Origin of the sequence: Agrococcus sp. Marseille-P2731, assembly GCF_900117395.1 — a bacterium.
Lineage (GTDB): Bacteria > Actinomycetota > Actinomycetes > Actinomycetales > Microbacteriaceae > Agrococcus.
Genome location: NZ_FPEG01000003.1, coordinates 1,109,678 through 1,124,358, shown reverse-complemented (window position 1 = coordinate 1,124,358; position 14,681 = coordinate 1,109,678). Strand labels below are relative to the sequence as shown.

Annotated in this window: 14 protein-coding genes; 2 read left to right on the top strand and 12 right to left on the bottom strand. The window is 71.2% G+C overall.

All coding sequences use genetic code 11. The features are described 5' to 3' along the window. The first annotated feature begins 100 nt into the window (after positions 1-100). Positions 101-961: an alpha/beta fold hydrolase gene (locus BQ6202_RS13595; RefSeq protein WP_072314911.1), complete on the top strand. Its 861-nt coding sequence runs from the start codon at positions 101-103 to the stop codon at positions 959-961. Between the two features lie 59 nt (positions 962-1,020). Here the strand turns inward: BQ6202_RS13595 and BQ6202_RS13590 are convergent, their stop codons facing one another. From BQ6202_RS13590 to BQ6202_RS13550, 9 genes are all read right to left on the bottom strand, one after another. Next, positions 1,021-1,902: an FAS1-like dehydratase domain-containing protein gene (locus tag BQ6202_RS13590; protein ID WP_072314910.1), complete on the bottom strand. Its 882-nt coding sequence runs from the start codon at positions 1,900-1,902 to the stop codon at positions 1,021-1,023. Further along, positions 1,899-3,128 carry a CaiB/BaiF CoA transferase family protein gene (locus BQ6202_RS13585; RefSeq protein WP_072314909.1) on the bottom strand — a complete coding sequence of 410 codons (1,230 nt, stop codon included), beginning with the start codon at positions 3,126-3,128 and terminating at the stop codon, positions 1,899-1,901. The genes BQ6202_RS13590 and BQ6202_RS13585 overlap by 4 nt, the downstream gene beginning before the upstream one ends. Next, a complete protein-coding gene (locus tag BQ6202_RS13580) occupies positions 3,125-4,501 on the bottom strand; it encodes a hydroxymethylglutaryl-CoA reductase, degradative (protein WP_083587294.1) in 1,377 nt (458 codons plus the stop codon). Before BQ6202_RS13580 ends, BQ6202_RS13585 begins: the two co-directional genes overlap by 4 nt. A 152-nt stretch (positions 4,502-4,653) precedes the next feature. Further along, positions 4,654-6,618 (bottom strand): helix-turn-helix domain-containing protein, encoded by a 1,965-nt coding sequence (locus tag BQ6202_RS13575; RefSeq protein ID WP_143143743.1) that lies wholly within the window; start codon positions 6,616-6,618, stop codon positions 4,654-4,656. Positions 6,619-6,695: 77 nt separating this feature from the next. Then, positions 6,696-7,649 (bottom strand): SDR family oxidoreductase, encoded by a 954-nt coding sequence (locus tag BQ6202_RS13570; protein ID WP_072314908.1) that lies wholly within the window; start codon positions 7,647-7,649, stop codon positions 6,696-6,698. A 138-nt stretch (positions 7,650-7,787) separates the two neighbouring features. Further along, complete coding sequence (locus BQ6202_RS13565; protein WP_072314907.1) at positions 7,788-8,768, bottom strand: NAD(P)H-quinone oxidoreductase; 981 nt, start codon at positions 8,766-8,768, stop codon at positions 7,788-7,790. Further along, a complete protein-coding gene (locus BQ6202_RS13560) occupies positions 8,765-10,558 on the bottom strand; it encodes a DUF2075 domain-containing protein (RefSeq protein WP_083587293.1) in 1,794 nt (597 codons plus the stop codon). The genes BQ6202_RS13565 and BQ6202_RS13560 overlap by 4 nt, the downstream gene beginning before the upstream one ends. Positions 10,559-10,561: 3 nt before the next feature. Further along, positions 10,562-10,882, bottom strand: a complete 321-nt coding sequence (locus BQ6202_RS13555; protein ID WP_072314906.1) for a nucleotide pyrophosphohydrolase — start codon at positions 10,880-10,882, stop codon at positions 10,562-10,564. 185 nt (positions 10,883-11,067) lie between these two features. Beyond that, a complete protein-coding gene (locus BQ6202_RS13550; protein ID WP_072314905.1) occupies positions 11,068-11,529 on the bottom strand; it encodes a MarR family winged helix-turn-helix transcriptional regulator in 462 nt (153 codons plus the stop codon). 101 nt (positions 11,530-11,630) lie between these two features. On the opposite strand from BQ6202_RS13550, the gene BQ6202_RS13545 reads away from it, so the two are divergent. Then, positions 11,631-12,098 carry a DUF6069 family protein gene (locus tag BQ6202_RS13545; RefSeq protein WP_143143742.1) on the top strand — a complete coding sequence of 156 codons (468 nt, stop codon included), beginning with the start codon at positions 11,631-11,633 and terminating at the stop codon, positions 12,096-12,098. Positions 12,099-12,223: 125 nt separating this feature from the next. Here the strand turns inward: BQ6202_RS13545 and BQ6202_RS13540 are convergent, their stop codons facing one another. From BQ6202_RS13540 to BQ6202_RS13530, 3 genes are all read right to left on the bottom strand, one after another. Then, a complete protein-coding gene (locus BQ6202_RS13540; RefSeq protein WP_143143741.1) occupies positions 12,224-12,841 on the bottom strand; it encodes a hypothetical protein in 618 nt (205 codons plus the stop codon). Positions 12,842-12,908: 67 nt separating this feature from the next. Further along, on the bottom strand, positions 12,909-13,214 hold the full coding sequence (locus BQ6202_RS13535) for a putative quinol monooxygenase (protein ID WP_072314902.1): 306 nt from the start codon (positions 13,212-13,214) through the stop codon (positions 12,909-12,911). 207 nt (positions 13,215-13,421) lie between these two features. Next, on the bottom strand, positions 13,422-14,681 hold the full coding sequence (locus tag BQ6202_RS13530; protein WP_072314901.1) for a TRAP transporter large permease: 1,260 nt from the start codon (positions 14,679-14,681) through the stop codon (positions 13,422-13,424).

Here is a 14,681-nt window from a genome sequence, read left to right as displayed (position 1 = left end):
GTCGCGGGGCTGCGACGGTGGTGGGATCCGTCAGCGCGAGCCGGCGGCGATGGGGCGAGGGCACATAGGTGGCAGGCTCGGGCGCCGCGAGGATGGGGGCATGCCGCACACCACCACGGACGATGTCGGGCTCTACTACGAGGTGTTCGGTCGGGAGGCCGACCCGCTCGTGGTGCTGATCTCTGGCGGCGGCGCGCAGCTGCTCTCGTGGCGCACCGAGCTGATCGACCTGCTCGTGGCCGAGGGCTTCCGGGTCGTGCGCTTCGACAACCGCGACACCGGCCTCTCGCGGCGCTTCGGCGGCCCCGAGGACATCGACGGGGGCTACTCGGTGAGCGATCTCGGCGACGACGTCGTGCGCGTGCTCGACACCCTCGGCGTCGAGGCGGCGCACCTCGTCGGCCACTCGATGGGCGGCATCATGGCGCAGATGGTGGCGATCGAGCACCCCGAGCGGGTGCTGAGCCTCGGCCTGCTCTCGACCCTGCCGGGCCGCGACGACCGCTACGTCGGCCAGCCCGATCCGGGCGGCGAGCGCACGGCGCCCGTGCCGCTCCCGCGCGACGTGCTCGTGGCCGGCGCCGGCGAGTACGCCCGGGTAGCGGGCAGCGAGCGCTACCCGATCGACGTCGAGTGGATGCAGCAGGCCGCCGGCGAGGCCTTCGACCGCGGCAACTTCCCCGACGGCTTCGCCCGCCAGTGGTCGGCGCTCCTGCGGCAGCCCGAGCGGCTCGGGCAGCTGCGCTCGGTCACCGCGCCGGCGCTCGTCTTCCACGGCCGCGAGGACGACGTGGTGCTGTGGCAGGCGGCGGTCGAGATCGCCGCGGCCATGCCGGAGGCCGAGCTGCAGGTGCACAGCGGCATGGGGCACCTGATCCCGGATGCGCTGTGGCCGGTGCTCGTGGACGGCATCGCGCGCACCGCGCGGCGCGGCGAGGCGCTGGCGGCGCGCGAGCGCTGAGACGAGGGCTTCGGTCTCGTGACGCGTGCGGCTCCGCCGCGCGCTCCTCGACCTGCGGACTACCGCCACCGCACCTCCGCCGTCGCGAGCACCACGTCGTCAGCGTCGAGCGCCGTCACCCGCGTGACCGCTCCGTCATCCGCCTCCTCCGTGCGCCCGCAGAGCCGCAGCGGCCGATCCACGAGCATCGGCGCGGTCGCCCGCACCTGGAGCGACGCGATCGCGCGCCCGCACTCGCGCTGCGCGCGCTCCTCGCGGCGCCGAGCCGCGTCGACCAGCAGGATGCGGGTCAGCGGTCCGTGCACGAGCAGGTCCTCGAGCCCCTCCTCGCCCGTCGCCCAGCCGCGGTCGTAGTGGATGAGGTGCGTGTTGAACGTGAGCGCCGAGAAGCGGAACAGCTGCCGGGCGTCGAGCGCCAGCTCGTCGACCCAGGCGGCGTCGGATGCGGCCTCGGGCTCCCGGCGCGGCGGCCGCACGGGCGCGTCGGGGTCGGCTGCTTCGAGGAACACGTCGTGCCAGGTGCTGCGGATCGCTACCTCACCGCCGACCGCGAGCTCGCGCACGAGGTCGACGAAGACGAGCCTGCCGCGCGAGCCCTGCTTCTCGACGAGGCTGCCGAGCGCGGTCGTCTGCGTCACCTCGTCGCCGTAGCGCAGCGGTCGCAGGAACTCGGTGTCCTCCCCCGCGTACATGCGGCGAGGCAGGTCGATCTCCGGCAGCACGCCGTCGCGGGCGGGTGTGCCGTCGGGGCGCAGGTCGGCGAGCGCCACGTCGAAGGGGAAGTAGACGCCCTCCCACCCCGCCGGCAGCTCCGCGCCCTGCGCGGGCGTCGCATCCGTCGGTGCGAAGGTGCCGCGATAGCGCTCGGCCTGGCCGAGCGCGATCGGCTCGACGCGGGTCTTGGTCGGTCGCGGGTCGCTCGCGGCAGCATCGTCGCTCACGGCAGCACGCCTGCCTCGCGCAGCGCCGCGAGCCGCTCGGCGTCGTAGCCCGCGTACTCCGCGAAGACCTGCTCCGCGTGCTCCGCCAGGCGGTTGGCGCGACGGGCGGGCGTCGCGGGGGTTGCGCTCAGCTTGATCGGCTGGCCGAACATGCGCAGCTGCCCGAGGTCGCCGTAGTCGGCGGTCACGATCATGTCGCGCTCGGCGGTGCCGGGGTCGTCGACGACCTCGCCGATGTCCTTGATCGCGGCCAGCGGCACGACGTCGCCCGCGAGCTCCTCGAGCTCGGCCTTCGTGCGGGTCGCGAGCCACTCGGCGACCAGCGGCTTGACGCGGCGCTCGTAGACCTCGGGGTCGAAGCGCTTGCGCATCGTGTCGATCTCGGGGTCGTCGGCGGCCTCGGGCGAGCCGAAGAGCTCGCAGCTCGCGCGCCAGAGCTTGTCGGTGTAGGCGCCGAAGAACACCTGCCCGTCGGCGCAGTCGAACAGCTCGTAGGGCCGCACCCAGGCGTGCTCGTTGCCGGCCGGCTGCGCGACCTTGCCGGTGACGGTGTAGTCGACGACGGCCGTCTCGGTGAGCGCGAGCGTGCTGTCGACCTGGGCGACGTCGACCAGCTGCCCCTCGCCCGTGCGCTCGGCGTGCCGCAGCGCCGCGAGCGTGCCGACGACGGCGAAGAGCGTCGCCGAGAGGTCGCCCATCGTGACCCCGACGCGCACGGGCGGCTGATCGGGGTAGCCGTTCATCGACCAGAGCCCGCTCTGCGCCTGCGCGATGTTGTCGAACGCGGGCCGGCGTCGACGCGAACCCGTCTGCCCGAAGCCCGAGATGGCCGTGTAGACGAGCCGCGGGTTCACCTCGCGCAGCACCTCCCAGCTGACGCCGAGCTTCTCCATCGTGCCCGGCCGGAAGTTCTCGATGAGCACGTCGGCCCTCCGCACCAGGTCCTTCAGCACCTCCGGCCCGCCTGGCGCCGCCAGGTCGATGCCGATGCCGAGCTTGCCGCGGTTGTACTGCCCGTAGTAGCCGCTGAACTCCTCCTCGCCGTCCGTGAGGTACGGCGGGAACCCGCGCGACACATCCGGGTCCTTCGGGTTCTCGACCTTGATCACCGTGGCGCCCAGGTCGGCGAGCATCTGCGCGGCATAGGGGCCGGCGAGCACGCGCGAGAGGTCGAGGACGACGACGCCCTCGAGGGATCCGGCGGGCGGCAGCGAGAGATCGGTCATGAGGGCGGCTCCTGGATGGCGGGGTCGGTGGGCGTGGCGGATGCTGTGGATGCGGTGGGTGCAGTGGACGCGGCGCGCAGCTCGGCGAGCACCTCGCGGGCGTCGTCGACGCGGATGCGCCGCTCGGCCACGATGCGCGCGGCGACCGCGGCGACCTCGTCGGGCGCGGCACCCGCGCTCGCCGCGATGGTGCGGGCGTGCAGGGTCATGTGCCCGCGCTGGATGCCCTCGGCCGCGAGCGCGCGGCAGGCGGCGAGGTTCTGGGCGAGGCCGACGCTCGCGATCACGGCAGCGAGCTCGCGCGCCGTCTCGACGCCGAGCAGCGCGACGGCTGCCTGCGCGCTCGGGTGCGCGCGGGTCGCACCGCCGACGAGGCCGACGGCGAGCGGCACCTCGAGCGAGCCAGAGAGGTTGCCGTCCGCATCCTGCTCGAAGCGCGAGAGCGCCCGGTACTGCCCGTCGCGGGCGGCGTGCGAGTGGCAGCCGGCCTCGACGGCGCGGGTGTCGTTGCCGGTGGCGAGCACGACGGCGGTGATGCCGTTCATGATGCCCTTGTTGTGCGTCGCAGCCCGGTAGGGATCGGCCTCGGCGAAGGCGCTCGCCGCGACGATGTCGGCGACCACCTGCGGGCCCCCGAGCAGCTCGGCGTCGAAGGTGGCGCTCGCGCGGGCGATGCGACGGTCGGCCTTGTTCGTGAGGATGCGCAGCAGCGTGCGGGCGCCGGCGATCTCTGCCACGCGGGGCGCGATCGCCTCGGCCATGGTGTTGACGGCGTTCGCGCCCATCGCGTCGCGCACGTCGACGTGCAGGTGCAGGATCACCTGCGTGCCGGCACGGGTCGGCAGCACGCGCACGTCGATGTCGCGGGCGCCGCCGCCGAAGCCGGCCAGCACGGGATCCTGCGCGTCGGCGAGCGCCAGCAGCTCTGCCTTGGCCGCGAGCAGGCGCAGGCGCGCGGCCTCGGGGTCGACGACGTCGAGCACCTGCACCTGCGCCATCATGACGTCGCCGGTCGAGGAGGTGCGGAAGCCGCCGTGGTCGCGGGCCATGCGCGCGGCGTTGGAGGCGGCGGCGACGACGCTCGGCTCCTCGGTGGCCATGGGGATGAGCCGGTCGACGCCGTCGACGAGGAAGTTGGTGGCGACGCCGACGGGGATGGCGATCAGACCGACGACGTTCTCGACCATGTGATCGGCCTGCGCGAGTCGCAGCCCCTCGCCCTCGTCGAGCGCGGCGAGGGCGTCGGCGTCGAGCCCGGCTGCCTGGGCGACCAGGGCGCGGCGCTTGGCCGGGTCGTGGTCGCGGAGCTTCGGCAGGCGGCTGTCTGCGCGTGGGCGCGCGCCTGGCGCCGGTCGGCCGCTGGTCGTCGACATCGAGACTCCTGTTCCCACCCGTGCGCTGCGTGCTGCACGGCGCATGCTGCACCGCGCCGTGCACTGTCGACGCTAGGTGCACCGGTGCCGCGCGGCCCATGGGGCGGCATCCCATGCCTGTCCCGCACCGGTGGGGTGAACGCCCACTGCGGTCAGCGCGACGCCAATCGGCGCCGCAGCCCGTCGAGCCGGATCGCGAGGCTGATGCGGAACAGCGACTCGTCCTCGCGCCAGCCCTTGCCGAGCACCTGGTCGAGGCGCTCGAGCCGCTGCAGGATGGTGTTGGGGTGGAAGGTGAGCGCGCGCGCCGTGCGCGTGGGGCTCGCGCCGTTGCTGACGAAGGCGTGCAGCGTCGCGAGCAGCTCGGTGCCGCGGTCGGCGTCGTAGCGCCGCACCGCGCCGATCGTGCCGTCGAGGAAGGCCTCGAGCGCGCGCTGGTCGGTGTCGAGCACGGCCGCATAGGGCAGCAGCTCGTCGACCGACACGGCGCCCGACTCGACCCCGATGGCCTCGAGCAGCCGCAGTGCGCGGCGCGCCTGCTCGAAGCGCAGCGGCACGCCGTCGGCGCGGTGCGCATCGGTTCGGCGCTCGTCGGCAACGGCCGCAGCAGGCACCCCGACGGCGAGCACCGGCACCTCGAGCGCCGCCTCGAGCTCGGCGCGCAGCGCGGCAGGCACGGTCATCTCGTCGCTCGCGGCAGCCACCAGCACCACCACGCCATCGCGCTCGCCGGCCAGGCCCATGCCCTCGAAGCGCCTCGCCAGCAGCTTCACCGCATCCGCGCGACGCTCGCCCTGCACCCCGATCGCGACGAGCCCGTCGAGGTGACGGATGTCGAGGCCGAGCCTGCGGGTGCGCGCGGCCAGGTCGGCGCGACGGTCGGGCGTCGCGGTGAGCAGCTCGGCGACGAGGTCGACCTGCTGCCGCCGGGCCGCTTCGGCCTGCGCCTCCTCCGAGAGGGCGAGCAGCGCGCCGACCTGCGCCGCGCGCTCCAGGGTGCGGCGGTCGACCGCGCCCAGCGCATCCGCCCGGTCGATGAGCACGGCGCCATAGAGGCTCGACCCCGAGGCGAGCGCCGCGACGAGCACCTCCTGGCCGTCGCTCTGCACGCCGATGGCGTGCCCAGAGCCGCGGCTCTCGGCGACCGCTGCGCGCAGCCGGCCGGAGTTCCAGGCGGTGCGCAGCCGCTCGATGTCGCCCGCGGCCGCTCGCAGCTCGCCCTGCTCGTCGACGATGCAGGCGGGCCGCCCGAGGGTCGCCTCGAGCGTCGCGGCGACGGGCGCGAAGCCGCCGCCGTCGAGCACGGCGTGCACGAGCTGCTGGTGCACGGTGTTGGCGCGCTCGCGCTCGGCGACGTGCGCCGAGAGCTGGTCGAGGGCTGCGCGCGAGGCCTCCTCCGAGCGCCGCAGGCTGCGCAGCGCCCCCGCCGACTGCAGCACGACGGATGCGTGGTCTGCGAGCGCGGAGAGCAGCGCGATCTGCTCGGGGAGGAAGGAGCGCTCCTGCCGCATGGCGACGAACAGCACGCCGAGCATGCCCTCGTCGGCGTGCAGCGGCACCCCGAGCATCGACACGATGCCCTCGGCGGTGACCGCGTCGTCGACCCCCGGGTCGTGCCGATCAGCGGCGTAGTCGTCGTAGCGGCTGACCGCCTGCGGGATCCCGGTCTCGGCGATGACGCTCACCAGGCCGCGGCCGGGCGGCACGATGAGCTGGCGGAAGGAGGCCGAGACGGCGCCGTAGGTGGTGCGCACCCGCAGCTCGCGGGTGTCGCGGTCGAACTCCGAGAGGTAGGTGATGTCGGCGCCGAGCATCTCGTGCGCGCGCTCGACGAGCCGCGTGAGCACCGCATCCGCGTCGCCGAGACCCACGAGCTGGCGGGCGCTGGCATAGAGGGCCGAGAGCTCGTGCTCGCGGCGGCGCAGGCCCTCGACCTCGCCGCGCGAGCGATCGATGCCGGGCAGCAGGCGGTCGGCGAGCCTGGCCGGCACGGCGTCGCGCAGCAGCTCGGCCGAGCCCTCGCCCATCACGACGGCGACGGCGGTCTGGATGGCGGCGGCGAGCGTCGCGTCGTTCGCGGCGCTGGAGTCATCGCCGCTGAACGGATCCGAGGGCATGTGTCCATCCTGCACCACCCGGGGGAAGGGGTGTGGCGTGGGCACATGCCCTCGGAGGGGCCTGCTGGGTCGTGCGCCTATGGCGTCGGCATGCCGCCGTTCACGTTGAGCGTCTCGCCGATGACGTAGCTCGACTCGGGCGAGGCGAGGAAGACGTAGGCCGGCGCGAGCTCGGTCGGCTGGCCGGCGCGGCCGAGCGGCGTCGACTGGCCGAACTTCGGCAGCTCCTCCTTCGGCTGGCCGTCGGAGGGCTGCAGCGGGGTCCAGATCGGGCCGGGAGCGACCGCGTTGACGCGGATGCCCTTCGGCGCGAGCTGCTGCCCCATGCTCTTCGTGAAGTTGTTGATCGCCGCCTTGGTAGACGCGTAGTCGACCATCACCTCCGGCGCCATGTAGGCGACGACCGAGGTGGTGTTGATGATCGTCGAGCCGGGCTGCAGGTGCGCCAGCGCCGCCCGCGTGATGCGGAACATGGCGAACACGTTCACCTCGTAGGTCTCGACCATCTGCTCGTCGGGCAGCTCCTCGAGGCTCTCCGCCGCGATCTGCTTGCCCGCGTTGTTCACGAGGATGTCGAGCCCGCCCAGGCCCTGCACCGCATCCGCCACCAGGGACTCACAGAAGGCCTTGTCGGTGAGGTCGCCGGGCAGCAGCACGGCGGTCCGGCCGGCCTCCTCGACGATGCGCTTGATCTCCTGCGCGTCGGGCTCCTCGGCGGGCAGGTAGTTGATGGCGACGTCGGCGCCCTCGCGGGCGAAGGCGATCGCGACGGCCGCGCCGATGCCGGAGTCGCCGCCGGTGATGAGCGCCTTGCGGCCCTCGAGCCGGCCGGTGCCGCGGTAGGAGAACTCGCCGCGGTCGCTCTTCGGCAGCAGATCCTGGTCGAGACCGGGCTCGGGCTGGTCCTGCTCGGGCGGCTCGATGACGGGGTATCGGGTGACGGGGTTCTGGAAGGCCAGCTGGTCGGTGGTCTCGTGGTTCGTGTCGTCGGGGTTGGTGTGCTCTGCGCTCGCGTTGGTCTGGTCGGTCATGTCCGCTCCTCACGTGTCACGTTCCGGGCCTTCCACGCTAATGAGGCGGATGGGTGGGGTACAGCCCGCGGGGCGGACTCACACCAAATGTCCACCGGGCGGCCATGCTGCGGCCTAGTCGGGCTGCCAGCACGCCCCTCAGCGCACGAGCAGCAGCTTGCCGCCCGGCGCCTCCGGCGAGCCCATGAGCTCGTGGGCGCGTTCGGCATCCGAGAGCGGCATCGTCGCGCCGATCACCGGCCGCACCTGTCCCTCGGCGAATAGCGGCCACACGTGCTCGCGCACCTGTCGCACCACCTCCGCCTTCGAACCCCGGCCGCCCGTGCGCGGCCGAGCGCGGAGCGTCATTGCGCGAAGCGTCACGCGCCGCTGCATGAGTCGCAGCAGGTCGATCTCGGCCCTGGTGCCGCCCTGCGCGGCGATCACGGTGAGGGTGCTGTCGAAGGAGAGCGCGTCGACGTTGCGGTCGAGGTAGTCGGCGCCGATCACGTCGAGCACGAAGCCGGCTCCCTTGCCCTCCGTCGCGCCCCGCACGACCTCGACGAAGTCCTCGCTGCGGTAGTCGATCACGATCTCAGCGCCGAGAGAGGCGCACAGCTCCCGGTGTCGCGCGCTCGCCGTCGTGGCGACGCGCCACCCCAGTGCCCGCAGCATCTGGATCGCCATCGTTCCCACGCCGCCGGAACCCCCGTGCACGAGCGCGAGCTCGCCCGCCTCGGGCTCGGGCAGGTCGCGCATCGCGCTCCACACCGTGCAGACGGCTTCCGGCAGCGCCGCCGCTTCGGTGAGGGGGACGCCCGCGGGCAGGGGCAGCAGCTGCGTGGCCGGCACGGCCACCCGCTCGGCGTACCCACCGCCGGCCAGTAGCGCGCACACCTGGTCGCCCACTGCCCAGCCCTCGACACCGGAGCCGAGCTCGACGATGGTCCCTGAGCACTCCAGGCCCAGCACGCCCGACTCCCCCGCGGGCGACGGATACTTGCCCGCGCGCTGCATCAGGTCGGCGCGATTGACCGCGGTCGCGGCGATCTCGAGGACCACCTCCCCCGCGGCCGGCTCGACATCCGCCACCTCCGCCCACGTCATCGGGCCATCCACCTCGAACTGCATCGCCTTCATGGCGTTCTCATCTCCCTGCTGCCTCTCTCGACACTAGGAAGAGGATCCGCCTCACCGCGTCGAGAGCCCTTGAAGTAGCGCTTCAGCACCGCTCGAAGCTCGGGGTCGACGACGTGCACATACGTTCCGCGCATGCCGCGCGTGAGCAGCACTCCGTAGATGTTCAGCACTAGTGCACGCACATCCTCATCCGAGTAGCTGAGACCGAGGATGTGGTTGTTCGCCTTTCCCCGGCGGTCGAAGTAGTGCGAGCGATGGAATGCGATTCGCTGTCGGTCTGCGTCCCACCCGAGGTCCGGGCCGATCAGGACGCCCGCGTAGTTGAGGTCATAGCCCTGCACCGTGTGGATCGAACCCACCTCCTCGCGCGAGCTCTGCGAGCGGATCCACTCCGTGGCGACGGTGTTCCACTGCAGACGGAGCCCACCCACCTCGATGTCTGCGAGCGCGCGATCCTTCTTGCTGCGCCACGGCCAGGCGTACCCGGCGACCATCCGCGCGAGCCCGGCCTCGTCGTCACGCTTCAGGATCGCGGCGCGCATCTCGACCGGATCTTCGAAGAACCGCAGGTCGTAGTCTCCAAGGTCGGGCTGGTCCAGCTCGAACCGCCCCTGCATCGCCAGCACCTCGCGGACATAGCCGACGTAGTCCGTGCCGGCCGCAACCCGCATCTGCGTCGCGAGCAGGTGCATCCGGCCGTCGGCTCGAGCGCGCTCGACCAGCGGACTGACGACGTTCGACGGCAAGTCGGATGGACGCACGGCCTGCAGCTCATCGAGCATGAGGATTCGGTGGTCGGCTTGCGCCTCGACCCAGTCGAGCTGAGTTCTCGAGTGATCGTCCGACCCGAAGAGTCGCTCGGTGATGGTCCCGAAGTCACGCGTCTGCACGCCGACGGCCTGCGCTGCACGCTGCGAGAGGCGGTGCGCCTCATCCACCACCAGGACGTCGAAGCGCTCGAGGCTGCGGCCCACGTCGAACGGCGATAGCACCATGGAGGCGCTGAGGTTCGGCGTGTGCTCGAAAACGCGCTTGATGGACGCCCGTAGGGACTGCTGCGGCACGACCAGGCCGATGCGCGGGGTGGAGAGCAAGGCGCGGTGGCCTGCGGTGAAGAAGTCGTCGAAGACCGTCTCGCCGCTGGGATCTTCGTGACGCTCCTCCTCGGCGATGTCGGCCAGGAGCTTGACCAAGTAGATCGCGACGATCGTCTTGCCGGTGCCAGGATCGCCCCGCACCACGCTGGTAGCTGATCGGCCCGCCTCGAGATCACCGAAGAGCGCCTCGACGAGGGCTTCTGTAGCGGTGGCCTGATCCGGTGTGAGCGCCTTGAAGGGCGACAGCTTGAACAGATCGGTGTTGCGGATCTCCGGGATCGATCGAGTGAAGAGCCCGCGGCGCCGAAGCTCCTCGAAGATCTCGTCGAACCCAGCCTGGTACTCGGATCGGCGATAGTAATCGGCGTCGACGATGCCGGTGTTGCGATTGATCACCCTGCGCGCCTCGTCGCCGCTGAACAGGCGGATGAGGAACGACTCGAGGTCGAGGCAGGCAGACTTGTGGAACCGGTCGTCCACGACCACGTGCGCGCGGCGCAGATGCCCCCGCTCGACGCTCCCGAAGTGCTGTCTCGACCTTGCCGCCATGTTTAGCGTCTCTCCGACGTAGACCTCGTCACTTCCTTCCAAGGTGTACACGACCGGCCAGTTCGCAGCTCGAGGATCACCCTGCGCCCATGCGCGCATCGACGCCTCGTCGAAGGGCAGATCATGGATCATCGGCGAGGCCATGCGTCAGAGACGGTCGTACTTCTTGCTCGTACCCCTGGCGGACGCGATCGGGTACTTCTGCCGAGTCTTCTCCAGCTTCGTGCGGACGAGCTCTGACGGGTCTCTTCCCATGCGGTCGGCGAGGAGGAGGCAGTACGTCAAGACATCCGCCAGCTCGTCGCACACGCGAGACGCGTCCAAGTCATCGCCCCACTGGAAGCACTCGAGAAGCTCACCTGCCTCGATCGCTACGCTCTTGGCCAGGTTGGGCGGAGTGTGGAATTGCGCCCAGTCGCGCTCGGCGACGAAGGCGCGCAACTCGTCGATCACGGATTCCGTCGACATGCACTCACGCTAGCGCCACCCTCCCATTGCGTGCCTGAATCGGGCCATCACTCGGAGCCCACCCAACGCGGTCCCATCCAGGCGGCGAGTGCACCGGTCATCTCGACAGACGGACGCGGCACCAGCCGCGTCCGTCGCTCACACTCGGGTATTCAGGCGCCAGCTCAGAGATGCCGCCAACGTCATCAACGATGAGGCCGGGCCCGACGCGCCTCCCCCTCGGCTCGAGGAGGTTCGACGAGCCTGGCGAGCAGCGACCGCAGCTGTGCCCGCTCCATCGCGTCGAGCGCTTGCATCGCCGTCGACTCCGACGTGACGGCCTTCACGAGCCGCGCGCGGATCTCCACGCCAGCCGGGGTCGCCGCCAGCAGCTTCACGCGACGATCCGAACCTGTTGTCCTCACCGCGATCCCGCATGACTCGAGCTCGTCGGCGACGCCGGTGACGTACGAAGCGTCGACCAGCAGTCGCTCGGCGATGCGGCGCATCGGCATCGGCTCGTCGAGCAGGAGCAGCACGCGCGCCATCGACCCCGTCACGCCCAACGGCTGCGCCGCCCGCATGAGGTCGGCGCCCGCGAGCGCCGCCGCGCGGTGGGTGAGCATCGCGAGCTCCCGCGTCTCCTGCAAGGCATCCAGGTCCGTCATCCCGCCAGAGTACTTTGCGAGGTCAATACTTGACCTAATCAAGCATTACGCGCATCATGGCGTCAGACGGTTTCGCACCTGACGCCGGAAGAGGAGAAGCCATGACGAACGCACCCCGACCCCACGCTCCCCCGGCGCAAGTGCCGGCCGCTGCTCCGAGTGGGCCCACGCAGCTCACGCGAGGCGGCCGCTCCCTCCTCGTGCGCGGGCTCATCGCGGTCGGCATCGCGACCGCGGTAAATCTCGTGATCCTCGGGGCGGCCGCCGCCGCCGGCGCCTCCATGCTCGTCGCGCAGGACGGCTCGGAGATCGCAGTCGGGCTGCTACCGGTGCTCGTGGCGACGTTCGCACCGCTCGCCCTGGCGACGGTCGTCGCGTGGCTGCTGGCCAAGCGCTGGCCCCGCACGACCACGATCCTCGCTTGGGTCGGCCTCGTGGTCGCTGCGGCATCGATCATCGCGCCGCTGACCGGCGCGCTCGACACTGCGACCGGCATCGCACTCGCCCTCATGCACCTTGTCGCCGGCGCGAGCTGGTTCGTTGCGCTCGTCGTGCACCGAAGAGGCTGAGCGACGCAGCAGCGCCAAGTCGCTCAGCACGGCGCGGTGCGGGCCCAGACACGGGCAGCGATGGGGGTTGACCCGCGGTCGAACGGCACGACGACGGCGAGGCAGTTCATGAGGCGCGAAGCGGGCTACGCATCGGGGGATGCGCTGTGCGCGGGCAGCGTGGCCCCGCACTCCCGGCACTCCGCAGCAGCCGGCACGACCATGAAGCAGCTCGTGCAGGTCACCTCGCGAAGCGCCGGGGTGGCGGCGGCCTTCGCTGGCGCCCGGCGCTCGCGCACGCGGCCGCTGCTGCGAGAGCGGCCGTGGCTGAGGCGCTCGAGCACGAGCGGCGGCAACGTCGCCGCTCCGCCGTCAGCCGGCATCTCGGCACCCGCCCAGCGGTAGCAGTCGAGGCGATCCTCGGCGGCGAGCCGCTCGCGCGTGCGCTCATCCGCATACGGGTCGGCACTCACGTAGCCCTTGCCGATCGACTGATCCTCGGCGACGCACAGCGACGCCAGTCGCGGCTCACCGCGCTGCTCGGCGAGCGTAGCCACCTTGCCGAGCACCCGGCCGACCCACTCCTCCGCGGGCTGCCGCGTCGTGACGCCGGTGCTCGCCTGGATCCGCTGGCTCAGCTCCTCGTGCGTGATCCACGCCCCGTACTCACGGGCGGTCTCGGCGAGCACGTCTCGAGCCGCTGGGACCCACTGCCGGTCGGCGTCTGCCTGCGAGACGTAGTTCCCATTTGCCAGATCCGGCATCGCCCGGTTCCCTCCGTTGCCCAACCATCAACGGTATCGACAAGGAGCGGTGCGGCTCACCGCCGGCTCAGCCGATGACCCCGTCACCCGAGTAGCCGACGACCACCCGAGACTCCAGCAGCGGGATGATCTGCATCTTGCCGATCGATGCGAAGTGCACGCTCTCGCGGTGCGCCGTGAACGCATCCGCGTCGTCGTAGACCTCGACGATCGTGAAGACCTGCGGGCGCTCGAGGTCGCGGGCGATGGAGTACGAGATGTTGCCCGTCTCCTGGCGGCTCTCGGCCGCGAGCGCGGGCAGCAGCTCGGCGACCTGCTCGGCGGTCTCGAGCTTGGCGGTGTAGGTCGCGATGGCGACGAAGTGCTGGGTCACGAAGAATGCCTCCTCTGGGTGGCGCGGTGCCCGCCCTCCTGAGCGGCGAAGCGGATGTGCGTGCGGGTGGTCACGGGCGCTTCCAGTGAAGCAGCGGCTCCTGAACGGACGACGATCGGAGCCCGAAGCCCGAAACGGCGACGCCGCATCCGGCACTGGATGACCAGCGGCCGGAAGCGGCGTCGACGTCGCAGGGCGTGAGCCCGGCTACACCCACCCGAAGAGGAACGGCAGATAGGTGACGCCCGCGAGGAACGCGAGGCAGATGCCGAACCACGGCAGCATCGACGGCAGCAGCTCCGAGATCGTGACCTTGCCGATCTTGCTCGCGACGAGCAGCACGAGCCCCACGGGCGGTGTCAGCAGGCCGATGCCGAGGTTGACGACCATGATCAGGCCGAGGTGCACGGGGTCGATGCCGACCTCCACCGCCACCGGCAGCAGCAGCGGCACGAAGACGATGAGCGCGGCATTCGTCTCGATCACCGTGCCGATCACCAGCAGCAGCACGTTGATCATCAGCAGGATCAGCAGCGGGTTGTCGGTGAGGCGCAGCATCGCAGCGGCGATCTGCTGCGGGATCTGGCCCGAGATGAGCGCCCACGAGTACATCTGGGCGGCAGCGATCACCAGCATGATGACGCCGACCAGCAGTGCCGACTCGTGCAGCGCGTGCACGATCTTCTTCCAGGTGAGCTCGCGATGCACGAAGAAGCCGATGACGAGCGCGTACATGACCGCGACCGCACCGCCCTCGGTCGGGGTGAAGACGCCCATCCGGATGCCGCCGATGATCACGACGGGCAGCAAGAGCGACCAGATGGCTCGGCCGAACGCCCGAGCGACGTTGCCGAAGCTCTCCCGCGCCTCCGCCGGCTGCTTCTGCACGAGCGCGGCGACGTATGCCGCGATCATGAGCACGACGACGAACGCGATGCCGATCAGCAGGCCGTAGAAGAAGAGGTCGGCGATCGACGCTTGGGCGAGCACCCCGAAGACGATCAGGTTGATGCTCGGCGGGATCGTGACGAACATCGCGCCGGCCGTCGCCATTACCGAGACCGCGTAGGTGGGCTTGTAGCCGCGCTGCACCATCTGCGGGATCATCAGCCGGCCGACATTGGATGTGTCAGCGACCTGCGAGCCCGAGATGCCGCCGAAGATCGCGGTGGTGAGGATCGTGACGTGGGCCAGGCCGCCGCGGATGGAGCCGACGATCGTGTAGGCGAAGTCGACCAAGCGCTGCGTGATGCCCGACGCGTTCATGAGCGCGCCGGCGATGATGTAGAGCGGGATGGCGAGCAGCGGGAAGCTGCGGATGCCAGCGATCATGCGCTGCGCGGAGACCTCGAGCGGCACGGTCGAGAAGAACTCGAGGCCGAACATCGAGGCGAGGCCGAGCGCGACGCCGATGGGGGCGCCGATGAGCAGCAGGAGCGCGAAGGCTCCGAGGAGTGCGTATCCCAT